The organism is Streptococcus sp. SN3 (assembly GCF_030439905.1).
On record NZ_JAQFJF010000006.1, the window covers coordinates 54,402 to 75,112 of the forward strand.

Annotated in this window: 17 protein-coding genes; 16 read left to right on the forward strand and 1 reads right to left on the reverse strand. The window is 39.0% G+C overall.

The features are described from left to right. The first annotated feature begins 10 nt into the window (after positions 1-10). The 6 genes from PCY71_RS11075 to dnaJ all read left to right on the forward strand — a co-directional run bounded on the left by PCY71_RS11075 (position 11) and on the right by dnaJ (position 7,875). Complete coding sequence (locus tag PCY71_RS11075) at positions 11-1,387, forward strand: PTS ascorbate transporter subunit IIC (RefSeq protein ID WP_003070596.1); 1,377 nt, start codon at positions 11-13, stop codon at positions 1,385-1,387. A gap of 16 nt (positions 1,388-1,403) precedes the next feature. Further along, positions 1,404-2,123, forward strand: a complete 720-nt coding sequence (locus tag PCY71_RS11080) for a transaldolase (protein ID WP_003070595.1) — start codon at positions 1,404-1,406, stop codon at positions 2,121-2,123. A gap of 172 nt (positions 2,124-2,295) precedes the next feature. Beyond that, positions 2,296-3,330, forward strand: coding sequence for a heat-inducible transcriptional repressor HrcA (gene hrcA, locus PCY71_RS11085; protein WP_006270270.1), 1,035 nt, complete (start codon positions 2,296-2,298; stop codon positions 3,328-3,330). A 35-nt stretch (positions 3,331-3,365) separates the two neighbouring features. After that, positions 3,366-3,902, forward strand: coding sequence for a nucleotide exchange factor GrpE (gene grpE, locus PCY71_RS11090; protein ID WP_049477126.1), 537 nt, complete (start codon positions 3,366-3,368; stop codon positions 3,900-3,902). A 451-nt stretch (positions 3,903-4,353) separates the two neighbouring features. Next, a complete protein-coding gene (gene dnaK / locus PCY71_RS11095) occupies positions 4,354-6,177 on the forward strand; it encodes a molecular chaperone DnaK (protein WP_247950568.1) in 1,824 nt (607 codons plus the stop codon). A 564-nt stretch (positions 6,178-6,741) separates the two neighbouring features. Further along, positions 6,742-7,875, forward strand: coding sequence for a molecular chaperone DnaJ (dnaJ, locus tag PCY71_RS11100; protein WP_301412626.1), 1,134 nt, complete (start codon positions 6,742-6,744; stop codon positions 7,873-7,875). 31 nt (positions 7,876-7,906) lie between these two features. On the opposite strand, the gene PCY71_RS11105 is transcribed toward dnaJ, so the two are convergent. Then, a complete protein-coding gene (locus tag PCY71_RS11105) occupies positions 7,907-8,392 on the reverse strand; it encodes an NUDIX hydrolase (RefSeq protein WP_301412627.1) in 486 nt (161 codons plus the stop codon). A gap of 110 nt (positions 8,393-8,502) precedes the next feature. On the opposite strand from PCY71_RS11105, the gene truA reads away from it, so the two are divergent. From truA to PCY71_RS11155, 10 genes are all read left to right on the forward strand, one after another. Then, positions 8,503-9,252 (forward strand): tRNA pseudouridine(38-40) synthase TruA, encoded by a 750-nt coding sequence (truA, locus tag PCY71_RS11110; RefSeq protein ID WP_003070588.1) that lies wholly within the window; start codon positions 8,503-8,505, stop codon positions 9,250-9,252. Continuing rightward, positions 9,242-10,015 (forward strand): bifunctional hydroxymethylpyrimidine kinase/phosphomethylpyrimidine kinase, encoded by a 774-nt coding sequence (locus PCY71_RS11115; RefSeq protein WP_247927540.1) that lies wholly within the window; start codon positions 9,242-9,244, stop codon positions 10,013-10,015. Before truA ends, PCY71_RS11115 begins: the two co-directional genes overlap by 11 nt. Beyond that, positions 9,993-10,469: an ECF transporter S component gene (locus tag PCY71_RS11120; RefSeq protein WP_301412628.1), complete on the forward strand. Its 477-nt coding sequence runs from the start codon at positions 9,993-9,995 to the stop codon at positions 10,467-10,469. The genes PCY71_RS11115 and PCY71_RS11120 overlap by 23 nt, the downstream gene beginning before the upstream one ends. Positions 10,470-10,553: 84 nt before the next feature. After that, a complete protein-coding gene (locus PCY71_RS11125) occupies positions 10,554-11,117 on the forward strand; it encodes a TIGR01440 family protein (protein WP_134971641.1) in 564 nt (187 codons plus the stop codon). Positions 11,118-11,237: 120 nt separating this feature from the next. Next, the gene (tig, locus tag PCY71_RS11130; protein ID WP_037597966.1) at positions 11,238-12,521 is read left to right on the forward strand and encodes a trigger factor; all 1,284 of its coding nucleotides are present in this window, start codon (positions 11,238-11,240) and stop codon (positions 12,519-12,521) included. A gap of 235 nt (positions 12,522-12,756) precedes the next feature. Then, positions 12,757-13,344: a DNA-directed RNA polymerase subunit delta gene (gene rpoE, locus PCY71_RS11135; RefSeq protein WP_003070583.1), complete on the forward strand. Its 588-nt coding sequence runs from the start codon at positions 12,757-12,759 to the stop codon at positions 13,342-13,344. A 243-nt stretch (positions 13,345-13,587) separates the two neighbouring features. Further along, positions 13,588-15,198 carry a CTP synthase gene (locus PCY71_RS11140; protein WP_301412629.1) on the forward strand — a complete coding sequence of 537 codons (1,611 nt, stop codon included), beginning with the start codon at positions 13,588-13,590 and terminating at the stop codon, positions 15,196-15,198. A 162-nt stretch (positions 15,199-15,360) separates the two neighbouring features. Beyond that, positions 15,361-16,050 (forward strand): B3/4 domain-containing protein, encoded by a 690-nt coding sequence (locus PCY71_RS11145; RefSeq protein ID WP_037597959.1) that lies wholly within the window; start codon positions 15,361-15,363, stop codon positions 16,048-16,050. Positions 16,051-16,208: 158 nt separating this feature from the next. Next, positions 16,209-18,185: a peptide ABC transporter substrate-binding protein gene (locus PCY71_RS11150; protein ID WP_003070579.1), complete on the forward strand. Its 1,977-nt coding sequence runs from the start codon at positions 16,209-16,211 to the stop codon at positions 18,183-18,185. A 195-nt stretch (positions 18,186-18,380) separates the two neighbouring features. Further along, a complete protein-coding gene (locus PCY71_RS11155; protein ID WP_301412630.1) occupies positions 18,381-20,360 on the forward strand; it encodes a peptide ABC transporter substrate-binding protein in 1,980 nt (659 codons plus the stop codon). Positions 20,361-20,711: the final 351 nt, after the last annotated feature.

Genomic DNA, 20,711 nt, shown 5'->3' on the forward strand with positions numbered 1-20,711 from the left:
AGGTTTTATGATGAATGGAGTACTGACTTTTTTACAAAATATTTTGAGCGAACCTGCGTTTTTGATGGGCCTGATTGCCTTCGTTGGCTTAGTCGCTTTGCGCACTCCGAGTCACAAGGTGTTAACAGGAACATTAGGACCTATTCTAGGGTATTTGATGTTAGCTGCTGGAGCGACTGTTATCCAACAAAACCTAGCTCCTTTGGCTACTTTGATTGACCAAGGCTTTGGCATTACAGGGGTTGTACCAAATAATGAAGCTGTAACTTCGGTAGCTCAGAAGATTTTAGGTGTTGAAACCATGTCTATCTTGATTGTTGGCTTGGTTTTAAATATTTTGTTTGCACGTTTCACGCGATTCAAATATATCTTTTTAACAGGACACCATAGTTTCTTTATGGCTTGTCTTTTGTCTGCAGTATTGGGAGCGATTGGCTTTAAAGGAATGGCTTTAGTTGCGGTTGGCGGCTTTATTCTTGGGGCCTGGTCTGCAATTTCGCCAGCTATCGGGCAAAAGTATACTCTGAAAGTCACCGATGGAGATGAGATTGCTATGGGACATTTTGGTAGTCTGGGTTACTATCTGTCAGCTTGGATTGGTTCTAAAGTTGGCAAAAACAGTCCCAGTACGGAAGAATTGCATATCTCTGAGAAGTGGAGTTTTTTGAGAAATACAACCATTTCGACAGGCTTGGTAATGGTCGTATTTTACCTCATTGCAGTTGTAGCCTGTCTCATCAATAATCCTAAAACTGTAACAGAATTAGCAGCAGGAAAAAATCCGTTCATCTTTGCTATTGTAGGCGGTTTGACATTCGCAGTTGGTGTCGCTATCGTTTATGCTGGTGTTCGGATGATTTTGGCAGATTTGATTCCAGCTTTCCAAGGTATCGCAATGAAATTGATTCCGAATGCTGTTCCTGCTGTGGATTGTGCTGTATTCTTTCCTTATGCTCCGACGGCTGTTATTCTCGGTTTTGCTTTTAGTTTCCTTGGAGGTTTGCTTGGTATGTTCGTGTTAGGAGCAATTGGTGGTGTTTTGATTGTTCCTGGTATGGTGCCTCATTTTTTCTGTGGAGCAACTGCTGGAATATTCGGAAATGCAACAGGGGGGCGACGTGGAGCTATTTTGGGATCTTTTGTAAATGGCTTGTTTCTAGCCTTTCTTCCTGCAACGCTCTTACCCGTTTTAGGAAAATTGGGTTTTGCAAATACAACATTTGGCGATTTTGACTTCGGCGTATTTGGAATTTTGCTGGGTAATGTTGGAAATTCCATTGGACAAATCGGTGTTTATCTGATTGTAGCGGTTTTAGTCGTAGTTTTACTGTTACCATCCATTATTACAAAGGGAAATACAGCTTTAAATAATATTTCTGAAGAATAACATAAAGGAGAAAAATATGGTTAAAACATTATCTATTAAAGTTTACTCAGATGGTGCGGTATTGGATAAGATGTTAAAGGATTTAGAGTCTGGGTTAGTATCGGGTTTTACGACCAATCCTAGTCTAATGAAAAAAGCGGGCATTACAAGTTATGTAGAATTTGCCAAAGAAGTGTTGACAAAAATTACAGAATTTCCAGTGTCATTTGAGGTGTTTTCAGACGAGATGGAAATCATGGAGAAAGAAGCGGAATTCTTAGCTTCTCTCGGTGAAAATGTCTATGTGAAAATTCCGGTCATCAATTCTCGAGGTGAATCAACTCTTCCTCTCATTGATCGATTAACATCTAAAGGAATTAAAGTTAATGTGACAGCGGTGTTTACTGTAGAACAAGTCAAGGAAATTGTGCCAGTTTTAAAGGCAGGACTGCCATCAATCGTGTCTGTCTTTGCGGGGCGGATAGCTGATACAGGTGTGGATCCGATACCGATTATGAAAGAATCTTTGACTTTATGTCATCAAAAATCTAGTGTGGAATTGCTGTGGGCGAGTCCACGAGAAGCATACAATATTTATCAGGCAGACGAGTTAGGTGTAGATATTATCACTTGTACACCAGATTTGATTCAAAAATTATCTCTCAATGGCAAAGATCTATATGAGTATTCATTGGAAACTGTTCAGATGTTTCTCCGTGATAGCACTAGCTTAGGGTTTAAGATAATAGAAGAATGATGTGCAAATACTTCATCTTAAGTCTGATTTTTAGCACTCTTGTAAAAAGAGTGCTAATTTTTTGAGTTTTTGTCTTGACTTTGGTGTGGAAGAGTGTATAATAGAATCATGAGTTAGCACTCGAGTCGGTTGAGTGCTAATTGAGATTGGAATCTTGATTGGAGGTGATGCCGTGGTCACGGAGCGTCAAAATGAGATTTTGAATTTGATTATTGATATCTTTACCAAGACCCACGAGCCAGTCGGATCCAAAGCGCTACAAGAGTCAATCAAATCAAGCAGTGCGACGATTCGTAATGATATGGCTATTCTTGAAAAACAAGGCCTTTTAGAAAAAGCACACACATCAAGTGGACGTAAGCCTAGTGTTGCAGGTTTTCAATACTTTGTCAAACACTCCCTTTCCTTTGATCGTCTTGCTGAAAATGAACTCTATGAAGTGATAAAGGCATTTGATCGTGAATTCTTCAAGTTAGAGGATGTTCTTCAACAGGCAGCAGATGTTCTTTCAATGTTGAGCGGATGTACAGTGGCAGCACTTGATGTAGAGCCAAGTCAACAACGCTTGACTGCTTTTGACATCGTGATTCTCAGCCAACATACAGCTTTAGCAGTTTTCACTTTAGATGAGTCCAATACGATTACCAGCCAGTTCGTGATCCCCCGTAATTTCCTACGAGGTGATTTGGTTCAGCTGAAAGAATTGATTCAAGATCGTTTTTTAGGACAAACAGTTCTTGATATTCACTATAAAATCCGAACAGAGATTCCTCAGATTATCCAGCGTTATTTTACAACGACCGACAATGTTCTGGATCTTTTCGAGCATATCTTTAGTGATATTTTCAAAGAAAATGTCATTGTGTCTGGGAAGGTAAGATTATTAGATTTTGCAGATTTAGAGAGTTATCAGTTCTTTGATCAGCCCCAAAAAGTAGCTTTTGAACTTCGAGATAGTTTAGCTGAAGATCAGATGCAAAGTGTGCGCGTGGCAGACAGCAGAGAAAGCTGTTTGGCTGATTTGACTCTAATTTCCAGCAAATTCCTCATTCCTTATCGAGGTTTTGGGGTGCTGGCAGTTGTTGGTCCGGTTAATCTTGATTACCAACGGCTGGTCAGCCAGATGAATGTTGTCAACCGTGTGCTGACCATGAAATTGACTGATTTTTATCGATATCTGAGTAGTAATCACTATGAAGTCCATTAATTATAGTATAAATATTCCTAAAAAGGAGGTGCCTTGTGGCAAAACATAAACAAGAAGAACATCCAGAAGATGTAGAAGTAAAAGAGGAAGCTGTAGAAACAGCTGAGCAGGTTGAATCAGTAAGTCCTGAAAAAACAGAATTAGAACTAGCCAATGAGCGGGCAGAAGATTTTGAAAATAAATATCTCCGTGCTCATGCAGAAATGCAGAATATCCAGCGTCGGGCGAGTGAAGAACGCCAGCAGCTGCAAAAGTACCGCAGTCAGGATCTGGCAAAAGCAATCTTGCCATCGTTGGACAATTTAGAGCGAGCTCTGGCTGTCGAAGGGTTGACGGATGATGTCAAAAAAGGCTTAGAGATGGTGCAGGAAAGCTTGATTCATGCTCTCAAAGAAGAAGGAATTGAAGAAATCGCAGCGGACGGAACGTTTGATCATAACTATCACATGGCCATTCAAACAGTTCCAGCTGACGACGAGCACCCAGCAGATACCATCGCACAGGTCTTCCAAAAAGGCTACAAACTTCACGATCGTATTCTTCGACCAGCAATGGTGGTTGTTTATAATTAGGCGGTAAGTCAGAAATCTGTGATTTCGTTGACGCAGCCCCGCAAGGGTGATTAGGCTGGTCACGAGCGTTTGCGAAGTGAACTGCCAATCAGCTACTGCGTAAAGCTTGTCCGAAACGACAATAAACTATGAAGGAAGAAAACATTCGTTTAGCTTTGCTTCTGATGAGCGAAGCGAACCAAAGACGATACTCTTTGTCGTGGCGCTACTTACGCAAACTTTGAGACTTTAGGCTCAAAGTTTAGTCAAAGAGATTGACGAAGTCAAGCTCTGACGGCGTCGCCACCTAAGAAGAGTATCAAAAAGAAAATTAAAGTAAAAATAGGAAATAAGAAAGGATTTGAACCCGAACGAAATGCTCGGAAAATAGATAAACCGTCTGGCATTCATCGAATGCTTCGTTGGTTCCCTAATTTTCAGTCGCATTGTCGGCGTTCTTGGTATCATTATTATGTCTAAAATTATCGGTATTGACTTAGGTACAACAAACTCAGCAGTTGCAGTTCTTGAAGGAACTGAAAGCAAAATTATCGCAAATCCAGAAGGAAATCGCACAACTCCGTCTGTCGTATCATTTAAAAATGGTGAAATCATCGTTGGTGATGCCGCAAAACGTCAAGCAGTGACAAACCCAGATACAGTGATTTCTATCAAATCAAAAATGGGAACTTCTGAAAAAGTTTCTGCTAACGGAAAAGAGTACACTCCACAAGAAATTTCAGCCATGATTCTGCAATACTTGAAAGGTTATGCAGAAGATTATCTTGGCGAAAAAGTAACTAAGGCAGTTATCACTGTGCCAGCTTACTTTAACGATGCACAACGTCAAGCGACCAAAGACGCTGGTAAAATCGCTGGTCTTGAAGTAGAACGGATTGTCAACGAACCAACAGCTGCAGCTCTTGCTTACGGTTTGGACAAGACTGAAAAAGAAGAAAAAATCTTGGTATTCGACCTTGGTGGTGGTACATTTGACGTCTCTATCCTTGAATTGGGTGATGGTGTCTTCGACGTATTAGCAACTGCAGGGGACAACAAACTCGGTGGTGACGACTTTGACCAAAAGATTATTGACCATATGGTAGCTGAGTTTAAGAAAGAAAACGGCATTGACTTATCAACTGACAAGATGGCGCTTCAACGTTTGAAAGACGCAGCTGAAAAAGCAAAGAAGGATCTTTCAGGTGTGACTTCAACGCAAATCAGCCTGCCATTTATCACAGCTGGTGAAGCTGGACCGCTCCACTTGGAAATGACCCTGACTCGTGCTAAATTTGATGATTTAACACGTGATCTTGTAGAACGTACAAAAGGTCCTGTTCGTCGTGCTTTATCTGACGCTGGACTTTCTCTGTCAGAAATCGATGAAGTTATCCTAGTTGGTGGATCAACTCGTATCCCTGCCGTTGTGGAAGCTGTTAAGGCTGAAACTGGTAAAGAACCAAACAAATCAGTAAACCCTGACGAAGTAGTTGCTATGGGTGCAGCTATTCAAGGTGGTGTCATCACTGGTGATGTCAAAGACGTTGTCCTTCTTGACGTAACACCATTGTCACTTGGTATCGAAACAATGGGTGGTGTCTTCACTAAACTGATTGACCGCAACACAACGATTCCAACATCTAAATCACAAGTCTTCTCAACTGCAGCAGACAACCAACCAGCTGTTGATATCCACGTTCTTCAAGGGGAACGCCCAATGGCAGCAGATAACAAGACTCTTGGACGTTTCCAATTGACAGATATCCCAGCTGCTCCTCGCGGAATCCCTCAAATCGAAGTAACATTTGACATTGATAAGAACGGTATCGTGTCTGTTAAAGCCAAAGACCTTGGAACTCAAAAAGAACAACACATTGTCATCCAATCTAACAGCGGCCTGACTGACGAAGAAATCGACCGTATGATGAAGGATGCAGAAGCGAACGCTGAAGCAGATAAGAAACGTAAAGAAGAGGTTGACCTTCGTAATGAAGTTGACCAAGCTATCTTTGCGACTGAAAAGACTATCAAGGAAACAGAAGGCAAAGGCTTCGACGCAGAGCGTGACGCTGCCCAAGCTGCTCTTGATGAACTTAAGAAAGCGCAAGAAGATAATAACTTGGACGACATGAAAGCGAAATTGGAAGCTCTTAACGAAAAAGCTCAAGCACTAGCAATGAAACTTTACGAACAAGCTGCTGCTGCTCAGCAAGCCCAAGCAGGAGCAGAAAGCGCACAAGCAACAGGAAACGCAGGCGATGACGTCGTAGACGGAGAGTTTACTGAAAAATAAGATGCAAAGCCCGTTAAAACCTCACAGTGAAAATAGGAAATCTGACGCAGAAACTTTAGTTTCTAGAAAGATTTATCTTTTTCACCAAGAGGTTAGGGCGTGCTCGATTCAATAAGATGTTGAGGCGTTAGGAAAACGAAAGAAAAATAGGAAGCCATCGCCTTGTGCGATGCACAAAAGATAGCTTATCTTTTTTCCGAAGTTTTTAGCCGAAACTCAATTCAGCCTAACTCGTTAAGAATGATTAATCACTAAAGTGCTTGTCATTCTACGGCAATCGCTATGGCGCCTTGCCTAAACGCCGTACTACTTCTAAAACAAAGTGTAATCGACTTTGTTGTAGAACGTCGTAATGATAAGAAGAAATCCAGAGGTTGCAGCCCAGCCTCTGTTTTTCGGTAAGAAAGAAATTGGAATGGAAACTTCCGGTTCTTTCTTATACTAAATTAGAAAGGAACTGAACCCGACCTAAATTCTCAGAAAAAAGAGAAATCAGCCTAGGAGCATCGCTCCGTCGCTTGATTTCCTATTTTTCAGTCGAATTTTACGGTCTTGGTATCTTAAATGAATAATACAGAATATTATGACCGTCTAGGTGTCTCTAAAAATGCATCTCAGGATGAGATCAAGAAAGCCTATCGGAAATTATCAAAGAAATATCACCCAGACATCAATAAAGAACCGGGTGCTGAAGAGAAATACAAGGAAGTCCAAGAGGCTTATGAAACCTTGAGTGATGAGCAAAAACGGGCAGCCTATGACCAATATGGTGCTGCGGGTGCCAATGGAGGATTCGGTGGTGGAGCTGGCGGTTTCGGTGGCTTTGATGGTTCTAGCTTTGGTGGCTTTGAAGATATTTTCTCTAGCTTCTTTGGTGGAGGCGGTGCAAGTCGCAATCCAAACGCACCTCGTCAAGGAGATGATCTGCAATATCGAGTCAACCTTAAGTTTGAAGAAGCGATTTTTGGTACAGACAAAGAAATTAAATACAATCGTGAGGCGACCTGTCATACTTGTCATGGCTCTGGTGCGAAACCAGGAACCAATCCAGTCACTTGTGGCCGCTGTCATGGGGCAGGCGTGATCAATGTGGATACACAAACACCTCTTGGAATGATGCGCCGTCAGGTGACCTGTGATGTCTGTCATGGACGTGGACAAGAAATCAAAGACCCTTGCCAAACTTGTCACGGAACAGGGCATGAAAAGCAAGCTCATAGTGTTCATGTTAAAATTCCAGCAGGTGTTGAAACTGGTCAACAAGTTCGCTTATCTGGGCAAGGTGAAGCTGGTTTCAATGGTGGACCTTATGGTGATTTGTATGTCGTCGTTCAGGTGGAATCAAGTGACAAGTTTGAACGGGATGGATCAACCATTTATTATAAGCTCAATCTCAATTTTGTTCAAGCAGCTTTAGGTGACAGCGTGGAAATACCAACCGTTCACGGTGATGTGGAATTAACCATTCCAGAAGGAACACAAACTGGCAAACGCTTCCGCCTGCGTGGAAAGGGAGCACCGAGCCTTCGTGGCGGCAGTATGGGAGACCAGTATGTCACAGTCAATGTTGTAACACCGACAGGACTTAACGACAAACAAAAAGCAGCGTTGAAAGAGTTCGCAGAAGCTGGTGATATGAAAATCAATCCAAAGAAAAAAGGTTTCTTTGATAAAATGAAAGATGCCTTTGAGCAATAAGAAAAGAGCAGTTTGACGCTGCTCTTTTATATTATAAGGATAAAATTGTGTGTTTTTCATCTTTGGTGATGACGCGCTTGATACCAGTTGGTTGTGTGGAAACAAGTTTTGCTAGAAAATTTGGGTAGGCTTGATACTCATCCATTCGATCTAGTGGAATCCATTCAACTGTTTCGGCAGCAGAAAAGCTTGGGAACTGCTGGCCTTTTGACTTCATCAAGTAATAAAAGGAAATTTCATGGCAATTCAGACCGGCTAATTTGCCAGAACTTTGTTGGAAAAAATTTTCGTGAATGAACAGCAATCGATCGATTTCGTAGTCCTGTCCAGTTTCTTCCTTAATTTCTCGAAGAATAGCTTCTTCTGAAGTTTCTCCTAGCTGAACAGCTCCACCTAAAGGATAAAAATAATCCTCGTTTGGATTGGTCATAAAAGCAAGCGCGCCTTCTTCAATAATGACGGCAGCAGCTTTGTAACGAAATCGAAATTTCTTTTCGCAAAAAGTAATATCAGTCATTTATCTTTCCTCCGTATTCTAGTGTAGCATATTTTTAATGAAAATCTGTCCCCGGACAGTTGGGTTTTTAGTTTCTTGTTTTCCAATTTATTTCTTGTTACAATAAACACATGACACGATATAAAGCGATTATTTCTTACGATGGTCATGACTTTGCTGGTTTTCAGCGGCAACCTCATGCTCGCAGCGTTCAAGAAGAGATTGAAAAGACTTTAACTAAAATCAATAGAGGAAAGCCTGTCATCGTTCATGGAGCTGGACGCACAGACAGTGGCGTTCATGCTTTGGGGCAGGTAATTCATTTTAATTTACCACAAAAAAGGGATGAAGAAAAACTACGTTTCGCACTTGATACGCAGACACCAGAAGACATTGATTTTATTAGCGTAGAAGAGGTGAATGAAGATTTTCATTCAAGATATTGTAAACACAGCAAGACCTATGAATTTATAGTGGATATCGGGCGTCCTAAAAATCCTATGATGCGCCATTATGCAACCCATTACCCTTATCCGCTTGATTTGAGTTTGATTGAAGAAGCTATTGAAAAGTTAGAAGGAACTCATGATTTTACGGGTTTTACAGCTTCAGGGACTAGTGTGGAAAATAAAGTTCGGACGATTACAAAAGCATACTTAGACTTTGATGAGAAACGCAACTTTCTGATTTTTACTTTCTCTGGCAATGGCTTCTTGTATAAGCAAATTCGCAATATGGTCGGTACTTTATTGAAAATTGGAAATAAACGAATGCCAGTTGAGCAAATTGATAGAATTTTAACAGAGAAAAATCGTCATTTGGCTGGACCAACAGCAGCACCAAACGGACTTTATCTAAAGGAGATACGATATGAGGAATAATCTTATTCTGGCAATTTCAGGGAATGATATCTTTAGCGGTGGCGGATTGCACGCTGATTTAGCCACTTATACAGTCAATCAACTACATGGTTTTGTGGCAGTGACTTGCCTGACAGCCATGACAGAGCAAGGTTTTGAAGTCATTCCTGTTGATTCTACTGTTTTTTCTCAGCAGCTTCATTCTCTCAAGAATGTGCCTTTCTCAGCCATCAAACTAGGACTCTTACCAAATGTTGAAATAGCAGATTTGGCCTTGGATTTTGTGAAAGCTCATGCAGGCATTCCTGTCGTATTAGATCCTGTCTTGGTTTGCAAGGAAACTCATGATGTCGAGGTCTCAGCACTTCGAGAGGAACTGATTAAATTTTTCCCTTATGCAAGTATTATCACGCCTAATTTACCAGAAGCCGAACTATTGGCTCAAAAAGAGTTGCGAACACTGGAGGATGTAAAAGAAGCGGCTAGAATTTTCCATTTCTTAGGTGCTAAATCCGTTGTTATCAAAGGAGGGAATCGTCTAGATTCTCAAAAAGCAGTTGATGTTTTTTATAATGGAGAGCAGTTTCAATTTCTGGAATCACCTGTTTTAGACAACAATAACACGGGCGCTGGCTGTACCTTTGCTTCTAGCATTGCCAGTCAGTTAGTGTTAGGAAAATCAATTGTTGAAGCTGTTCAAATTTCAAAAAAATTTGTTTATCAAGCTATCCAACATTCAGATCAATATGGGGTTGTTCAATATGAAAAAAAATCAGACATATAAACTTGTCCTTTTGTCCATGATTGCTGCGTTGACAGTTGTTTTGGGCTACTATTTAAAAATTCCAACACCAACGGGGATTTTAACGTTCCTTGATGCAGGTATTTTCTTTACCGCCTTTTATTTTGGCAGAAAAGAAGGAGCCATCGTCGGTGGTTTAGCTGGGTTTCTCATTGATTTGCTTTCGGGTTATCCACAGTGGATGTTCTTTAGCTTGATTTTTCATAGTTTACAAGGATATTTTGCAGGTTTTAAAGGAAGAAGTCGTTATCTCGGTTTGGTGTTGGCTACGCTTGTTATGGTAGGAGGTTATGCTGTTGCTTCCACTATCATGCATGGTTGGGGAGCGGCTTTTCCAGAAATATTTCCTAACTTTTGCCAAAATACCTTAGGGATAATTGTCGGATCTATTTTGAATAAACTGTTGACAGATGTTTTGAAAAAGTCAAACAAATAAGGGCGGTGTCCTCTTGGGCTTCTAAAAGCTCTATTTGTAAATATATTCAGAAGTATTTATGACAAAATGAAACGAGGTAAAATGATGAATTTACAAGAATTGAAAAAACAAACTCAAACCATTTTAGCAGATGTTTTAGAGAAATCAGCACTATCTTCCGGTGATATTTTTGTACTGGGCTTGTCTTCCAGTGAGGTGATTGGAGGGCATATTGGAAAAAATTCCAATCAAGAAGCGGGAGAGGCTATTGTCAAAACTATGTTGGATATGTTGTCACTTCGCGGAATTTACTTGGCAGTTCAGGGATGTGAACATGTCAATCGTGCTTTGGTCGTGGAGAAAGAATTGGCGCAGAAACAAAATCTGGAAATTGTCAATGTGTTGCCAACTCTTCATGCTGGTGGAAGTGGTCAATTAGCAGCTTTTAAATATATGAACAACCCAGTTGAAGTGGAATTTATTACGGCTCAAGCAGGGATGGATATCGGAGATACAGCAATTGGTATGCATATTAAGCACGTCCAAATTCCAGTACGACCAATTTTGAGAGAACTCGGAGAAGCGCATGTGACTGCGCTTGCCAGTCGTCCAAAGCTAATCGGTGGAGCGCGAGCTGCTTACCAAAAAGATAAAATTCGAAAAGCATAAAGAGCAAAATCAGCAAATGGACGGAAAAATCGTTAAATTTTTCATTAGAAAATTTGTGAAATAACGTGTATTTATGGTATAATTGATTGTATTCAATAAATTTTAAGGAGAAATGACAGAATGTCTGTATCATTTGAAAGCAAAGAAACAAATCGCGGAGTTTTGACATTTACAATTAGTCAAGAACAAATCAAGCCAGAATTGGATCGTGTATTTAACTCAGTTAAGAAAAATCTGAATGTACCAGGTTTCCGTAAAGGTCATCTTCCTCGTCCAGTGTTTAATCAAAGATTTGGTGAAGAAGCTCTTTACCAAGATACATTAAATGCTCTTCTCCCAGCTGCTTATGAAGCTGCTGTTAAAGAAGCAGAGATCGAAGTTGTTGCTCAACCACAATTTGATGTGGCGTCTATGGAAAAAGGTCAAGATTGGACCATTACTGCGGAAGTGGTTACAAAACCCGAAGTAAAATTAGGTGAGTATAAAAACTTAGAAGTATCTGTTGATGTCTCTAAAGAAGTATCTGATGCAGATGTAGATGCAAGAATTGAACGCGAACGCAATAATTTAGCAGAACTTGTATTGAAAGAAGATAAGGCTGCTAATGGTGATACAGTTGTGATTGATTTTGTTGGAACAGTTGACGGCGTTGAATTTGATGGTGGTAAAGGAGATAACTTCTCACTTGAACTTGGAAGCGGTCAATTCATTCCAGGTTTTGAAGACCAATTAGTTGGACATGCTGCTGGTGAAACAGTAGAAGTAAACGTGACATTCCCAGAAGACTATCAAGCAACAGATCTTGCAGGTAAAGATGCTAAATTTGTGACTACGATTCATGAAGTCAAAGAAAAAGAAGTTCCAGAAGTAGATGACGAACTTGCCAAAGACATTGATGAAGATGTTGAAACACTGGATGAATTAAAAGAAAAATACCGCAAAGAATTGGCTGAATCAAAAGAAATTGCGTTTGATGATGCAGTTGAATCTGCGGCACTTGACCTTGCAGTAGAAAATGCAGAAATCGTTGAATTGCCAGAAGAAATGGTTCACGAAGAAGTTCATCGCTCTGTAAATGAATTTCTTGGGAACATGCAACGTCAAGGTATTTCACCAGACATGTACTTCCAAATCACTGGTACAACTCAAGAAGATCTTCATAAACAACATGAAGCTGACGCTGAAAAACGTACTAAGACTAATCTTGTGATTGAAGCTGTTGCAAAAGCAGAAGGATTTGAAGCGAGCGATGAAGACATCGAAGCAGAAATTTCTTCACTTGCAACTGACTACAATATGGAAGTGGAGCGTGTTCGTCAACTTCTTTCAACAGATATGTTGAAACATGATATTGTTATTAAAAAAGCCGTTGAATTGATTACAAGTACTGCAAAAGTAAAATAATCTAATGATACATAAGGCAAATTCAGTCGGAGATTCGGCTGAATTGCCTTTTTGCTTCTTTTATATAAAAGTAGAAGTCATTTTGATGAAAAAGAGTGATTTTCTTGATTGGAAAATAAAATTCTTTTTGACGAAAGAAGATTTTTATCGTACAATAAAAAGTAGCGAAAATTCAACAAATTAATTTTTAAGAGCAAGTCTAAAAAAGCTCTTAAACCTTAAAAGGAGATCAATTTTGGAATTAGAAGTATTTGCTGGACAAGAAAAAAGTGAACTTTCTATGATTGAAGTGGCGCGTGCTATTTTAGAGACACGTGGTCGCAATCATGAAATGTATTTTAATGACCTTGTCAATGAAATTCAAAATTACCTTGAAAAATCAAATAGTGATATTCGTGAAGCCTTGCCGCTTTTTTATACAGAGTTAAATGTAGACGGCAGTTTCATTCCTCTAGGAGATAACAAATGGGGCTTGCGTTCATGGTATGCGATTGACGAGGTGGATGAGGAAATTATCGCCCTTGAAGATAACGATGAAGAAACTCCTAAGAAACGGAAGAAAAAACGTGTGAATGCCTTTATGGACGGAGATGAAAATGCCATTGATTACAATGACGATGATCCAGAAGATGAAGACTCATATGAAGCAGATCCTGCCCTTAATTATGACGAGGATAATCCGGACGACGAAAAGAGTGAAGTAGAAGCGTATGATGCTGAAATCAATGAAATTGCACCTGATGATTTAGGTGAAGAAGTCGAACTCAATGAAGAGGATGAAGACTATTCAGATGATGAGGTGGATTCAGAGGATGAAGAATAGTTAAGTCCGCTAACGTTTGCTTCTGTTCTTATTTGACAAAAAATTTATTCTGCGATATTATAATATCGGGCACTTCTTTTAAGAAGTCAAAAGCTCCCTAGCTCTAGGGAGCTGTTTTTGTTTTTGCTATTAGAAGTGAACACGCCTGAAAACATCGAAAAAGCAAAGGTTGATTTATGAATAGTCGTTTCCCATTTTCGTGTGTTTTCTAAATGAGTTTTGTATCTTAGATAAGGAGAATGTATGGCAACAAAATATATTTTTGTTACAGGTGGTGTAGTTAGTTCGATCGGTAAAGGGATTGTGGCAGCAAGTCTTGGTCGTCTTTTGAAAAATCGTGGTCTTAAGGTAACCATTCAAAAGTTTGACCCCTATATCAATATTGACCCAGGAACGATGAGTCCTTACCAACACGGGGAAGTATTTGTGACGGATGATGGTGCAGAAACTGACTTAGACCTCGGGCATTATGAACGCTTTATTGATATCAACTTAAATAAATATTCAAATGTGACAACGGGTAAGATTTATAGTGAAGTTCTTCGTAAAGAACGTAAAGGTGAGTACCTTGGAGCAACTGTTCAAGTCATTCCACACATTACAGATGCTCTAAAAGAAAAAATTAAACGCGCTGCAACGACAACAGACTCTGACGTGATTATCACAGAAGTAGGAGGAACTGTTGGAGATATTGAAAGTTTGCCATTCTTAGAAGCACTTCGTCAAATGAAGGCAGATGTTGGTGCAGATAATGTGATGTATATCCACACGACATTGCTTCCTTATCTGAAAGCTGCTGGGGAAATGAAAACGAAGCCCACTCAGCATTCTGTAAAAGAATTGCGTGGTCTTGGAATTCAACCGAACATGCTTGTTATTCGTACTGAAAAACCGGCTGGCCAAAATATTAAGAACAAATTGGCACAATTTTGTGATGTAGCACCAGAAGCAGTGATTGAGTCCTTAGATGTGGAACATTTGTACCAAATTCCGCTCAATCTGCAAGCGCAAAACATGGATCAGATCGTTTGTGATCACTTGAAGTTGGATGTGCCAGAAGCAGATATGACGGATTGGTCTGCTATGGTTGATAAAGTCATGAACTTGAAGAAACAAGTAAAAATTGCACTGGTTGGGAAATATGTGGAATTACCAGATGCTTACATTTCTGTTGTGGAAGCTCTCAAACATTCTGGTTACGCCAATGATGCAGAAATTAAACTGAGCTGGATCAATGCGAATGATGTCACAACTGAAAATGTCGCCGAGTTGCTGAATGATGCGGACGGGATTATTGTGCCGGGTGGATTTGGTCATCGTGGAACGGAAGGAAAGATTGCGACGATTCAATATGCGCGTGAAAATGATGTGCCAATGCTTGGAATTTGCCTTGGTATGCAGTTGACTTGTGTTGAGTTTGCTCGCCATGTGCTAGGATTTAATGACGCTAATTCTTCAGAATTGAACCCTGATACGCAACATCCTGTTATTGATTTGATGCGTGATCAGATTGATGTGGAAGATATGGGAGGGACACTTCGCTTAGGACTTTATCCGTCTAAACTAAAACGTGGATCCAAAGCCGCTGCAGCTTATGATAATCAAGAAGTTGTTCAGCGTCGCCACCGCCACCGTTACGAATTTAATAATGAATTCCGTCAACAATTTGAAGATACCGGTTTTGTATTCTCAGGAGTTTCACCGGACAATCGCTTGGTGGAAATTGTTGAAATTCCAGAAAATAAATTCTTTGTGGCTTGTCAATACCACCCAGAATTATCTAGCCGTCCTAATCGTCCAGAAGGACTTTATACAGCTTTTGTTACAGCAGCAGTTGAAAATAGTGAGAAATAAGATTGGAAGCAATTCCAGTCTTTTTAGCATTTCTCATAGGAGAAAAATTTGTCAATATGAATGAAAGACAGCATTTTAAAACTAAAGTAAGAAATTTTCTCCTAAAAATGATACAATTTGAATAGTTGATGAGCTCAATAAATAATGAAACGGAGGTGGATCATGATGAAATTTATACTGAATGAAAGTCTCGCAATGCTTGGGATTAAAAATGTGGTTATTGGCATCGCTAAAAATGTAGACCCACATGCACCTTTACCTGCTTCATTTTTGAAAAAGCAAAAAGAGATGGAAAAGTGGGCATTGAATTGCGATATCGATGAGGTGTCTGATACTCCAGTCATTCAAGGCTACAAGGATTTGTTGCAAAGTGTCGGACGTAGTGTCAAGAAGAATCCTCCTACCGTTTTGGCGCTTATTCGGAATATTCGACATCGTGGCTCCTTCCCGAATATTAATAGTATTATTGATATTTATAATGTTGAATCTTTACATTCTTTATTAGCCATCGGTGGGCATGATTTGGATAAAATAGCGGGGCAAATTGAATTTACGGTTAGTCAAAAAGAAGATGTTTTTCTACCTATTTTATCTACGGAAAAACACGTTTCACAGACTGATTATGTTTATCGTGATCAAAAAGGAATTTTAGCATGGCTAGATGTTCGTGACGGAGAAAACTATAAATTTGATGACGAGACAAAGAATGCTATTTTTATCATTCAAGGAAATGCTCATACATCTGTTGAAATGCGTTTAGAAGCACTGAAGCGCATTGAGAACGATTTAGCAGAATGTATGCCGAATCTGGAGTTTGAAACGTATGTCATTTGTTCAGAGAAAAAGACATAAAAACAGTGTATTCACTGATAAGATACGAGAAGCAAATCTATTTTTTGAAGGCATTTGGAATACAATCACATTTTTTAGTAAAAGATTTGTTTGAAAATTCTTTACTTTTTAGTAAGATATAGTATAATTAGAATATATCATAGTTTTCGGAGGTACCTATGAAAAAAAGTAAAATTATTGCAGTAGCAGGGGTAGCCCTACTAACTGCTGGTTTTTTAACAGCTTGCTCGGGTTCGAAATCGAACTCGGCTGAAACAAAATTTGGTTATGTGTATTCTGGTGATCCAGAAACTTTGGATTATGTAACGTCAGGAAAAGCAACCACTAGCGATCTTGTGACAAATGGAGTTGACGGATTGTTAGAAAATGACAAATATGGAAATCTTGTACCATCAATGGCTAAGTCATGGACTGTATCAAAAGATGGTTTAACCTATACTTATAAACTTCGTAAGGGTGCCAAATGGTACACATCAGAAGGTGAAGAATATGCTGAAGTCAAGGCGCAAGATTTTGTAACTGGACTGAAACATGCTGCCGATAAAAAATCTGAGGCTCTTTATTTGGTTCAAAACTCAATTAAAGGTTTAGATGCTTACGTGAATGGTCAAACAAAAGACTTTTCAACGGTAGGTGTGAAAGCGGTTGATGACTATACTGTTCAGTATACATTGAACAAGCCAGAACCATATTGGAATTCTAAGACAACCTCTGCCATTATGTGGCCAATCAATGCCGAATTTTTGAAATCTAAAGGAAATAAATTTGGCCAATCAACAGACCCTAACTCAATCCTTTATAATGGACCATTCTTGATGAAAGCTATCACAGCAAAATCTGCGGTAGAGTATGTTAAAAACAAACATTATTGGGATAAAGATAAAGTAAAAGTTGATAGCATTAAACTTGCTTACTATGATGGTCAAGACCAAGACTCATTGGCTCGTAATTTCAAAGATGGGGCATACTCATACGCACGCCTCTTCCCAACAAGTTCAAACTTTGCAACTTTTGAAAAACAATTCAAGGACAATATCTATACAGCAGAAGCAGGCTCTGGAACGGCTGCTTTAGCCCTTAATATTGACCGTCAATCTTACAACCATACGGCTAAGAAAACAGATGAAGAAAAAAATTCAACGAAAAAGGCATTGTTGAACAAAGACTTCCGTCAAGCTTTGAACTTTGCACTTGACCGCGAATCTTATGCAGCACAAGTAAATGGTAAAGATGGTGCTGCCACAGCAATCCGTAATATGTTTGTACCATCTAATTTTGTTCAAGTTGGTGAAAAATCATTTAGTGATGTTGTAGAAGAAAAATTAGCAAGCTATGGCGATGACTGGAAGGGTGTCAAACTAGCTGATTCACAAAATGGCTTGTACAATCCAACAAAAGCAAAAGCAAAATTTGCAAAAGCAAAAGAAGCTTTGCAAGCTCAAGGTGTGAAATTCCCAATCCACTTAGACGTTCCTGTTGTAGAAACTTCTAAGAACTACGTTGCTCGGATGCAGTCTTTAAAACAATCTGTTGAAAAAGTACTCGGCAAAGAAAATGTTGTCATGGACTTGAATATGATGTCAGAAGACGACTTTAATAACGTCACTTACTATGCTCCAAATGCAGCTGGAGAAGACTGGGATATTTCAGGTGCTGTTGGTTGGAGTCCTGATTATCAAGATCCATCTACTTATCTTGATATTTTGAAATCAACGGCTTCTGACAATACGAAGACTTGGTTTGGTTTTGACTCTGGTAGTGAAAATGCCGGTGCTAAAGCAGTAGGCTTGGACGAATATAATAAATTAGTCGATGAAGCAGGTGCAGAAACAACAGACATTGCAAAACGTTATGAAAAATATGCAGCAGCACAAGCTTGGTTAACAGACAGTTCGCTTGTCTTGCCAACAATGGCTTCAACAGGTGCCGGAACTTTTGTGTCACGCATTCAACCGTTCTCAGGTGCATTTGCGCAAACAGGTAGTAAAGGTAGCTCAACCTACTATAAATACATTAAAGTCGGTAAAGATGCTGTCACGAAGAAAGACTATGAAGCAGCTAAGAAGAAATGGCAAAAAGAAAAAGCCGAGTCTAATAAAAAAGCGCAAGATGAATTAGCTGATCATGTAAAATAATACAATGATAAAAGCAGGTAAAACTCACTAAAAGGTGAGGAAAACCTGCTTTTTTAATTTCTAAAGGTTAATAGATTAATATAAACCTTATTAAATCAGCTTTCAAAATATGTCATAAAATTTAGAAAATTCTATTTACTTTTTACTGTTTGTGTGCTAGAATGTATAAAAATAATGAATTTGGGAGGAATATTCATGAAGAAAAGTAAAATCATTGCTTTAGCGGCTGTTACCCTACTTACAGCAGGAGCCTTAACGGCTTGTTCTGGCTCTAAAACAAGTTCTAGCAACAAAACATTTTCATATGTTTATGAGCAAGATCCAGATAATTTGGATTATTTGACAACTGGGAAGGCTTCTACTTCAAATATTACAAGTAATGTCATTGATGGACTTTTAGAAAATGACCGTTACGGAAATTTAATCCCTTCTGTGGCAAAGGATTGGACGGTTTCCAAAGATGGCTTGACTTACACTTATAAACTTCGTAAAGGTGTCAAATGGTATACATCCGAAGGTGAAGAGTATGCCGAAGTCAAAGCGCAAGACTTTGTGGCTGGTTTGAAACACGCTGCAGATAAGAAATCCGATGCTATTTATTTGGTACAAGATTCAATCAAAGGCCTGGATGCTTACATGAAGGGTGAAAATAAAGATTTCTCTTCTGTCGGTATCAAAGCGGTTGATGATTATACGGTTCAATATACTCTGAATCGACCAGAAAGCTTTTGGAACTCAAAAACAACAATGGGCGTTTTAGCGCCAGTTAATGCAGAATTTTTGAAATCAAAAGGAAATAAATTTGCACAAGCAACAGACCCATCTAGTCTTCTTTATAATGGACCATACTTGCTAAAATCTATCACTGCAAAATCATCTGTTGAATTGGCTAAAAATCCAAACTATTGGGATAAGAAAAATGTACACATTGATAACATCAAATTGTCTTACTATGATGGTCAAGACCAAGATAAACTTGCTAAAGGATTTAGTGACGGTTCATTTACCAATGCAAAAGTATTTCCAACTAGTCCAAGTTATGCTTCCGTCAGCAAGAAATACAAAAACAACATCGTTTATACTCCACAAGATGCAACCACTTATCTAGTGGCTACAAACATCGATCGTCAATCTTACAATCATACATCAAAGACAACGGATGCTCAAAAGATATCTACTAAGAAAGCATTATTGAATAAAGATTTCCGTCAAGCAATTACCTTTGCATTTGACCGTACTGCTTATGCTTCACAGGTGAATGGTAAAGATGGTGCGACAAAGATGCTTCGTAATCTCTTTGTACCACCAACTTTTGTTCAAACAGATGATAAGAACTTTGGAGAATTGGTCAAAGAAAAATTAGTCAGCTACGATGAAAGTTGGAAAGATGTCAACTTAAATGATGCGCAAGACGGTCTTTACAATCCAACGAAAGCCAAGGAAAAATTAGCCAAAGCGAAAGCAGTGCTTCAAGCAGACGGTGTTCAATTCCCGATTCACATTGATATGCCAGTTGACCAAACGGCAACGAATAAAGTTCAACGTGTACAATCATTGAAACAATCGATTGAAAAAAATCTTGGCAAAGAAAATGTTGTGATTGACATTCAACAAATGTCTAAAGACGATGTAAATAATATCACTTACTTTGCTGAATCTGCAGCTGCAGAAGATTGGGATCTTTCTGATAATGTTGGTTGGAGTCCAGACTTCCAAGATCCATCTACCTATCTTGATATCATCAAACCTTCAAGCGGTGAAAGCACAAAGACCTATCTAGGATTTGATGCAGGTACGAATAACGCTGCAGCAGCACAAGTTGGTATGAACGAATATGAAAAGCTGTTGAACGAGGCTGAAAAAGAAACCACTAATACGAATGCACGCTATGAAAAATATGCGGCAGCCCAAGCTTGGTTGACTGATAATGCATTAGTTATTCCAACAACAACGCTAACGGGTCGCCCAATTCTTTCTCGCACAGTGCCATTTACTAATCCATTTGCTTGGTCAGGAAACAAAGGGAATAGTGAAATCATTCTATATAAATATCTTGAACTCCAAGATGAGCCTGTTACACAAGATCAGTACAAGAAAGCTATGACTAAATGGAATAAAGAGCGATCAAAATCTAATAAAAAAGCTCAAGAAGAACTTGCAGATCATGTTAAATAATTGAAAAAAATTTAACAGAAAAACAAAAAAGGTTCATTTATGATAAAAATATTCTGACAATTGATTTTACAATTGACTAGAATTGTGGTATAATTTTAAACAATCAGTTTAAAATTGAAGGTATTCTAAAATCGAAAATAGGTATTTGTCGTAACGCGTGACATTTTTCTATCCCTTCCTTCGGTCTTGACTGACAGGTTAGGTTTAATAACTTAATCATAGTGATTGAAGTAGAATATCTGATGTGACTCATGCTAAATCAGTAAATACCAAAGAATTAGCAGATCATGTAAAATAAACTTCTCATCAGAACTTTCTCTAACAGGGGAGAAAGTTCTTTTGGGATTTTAA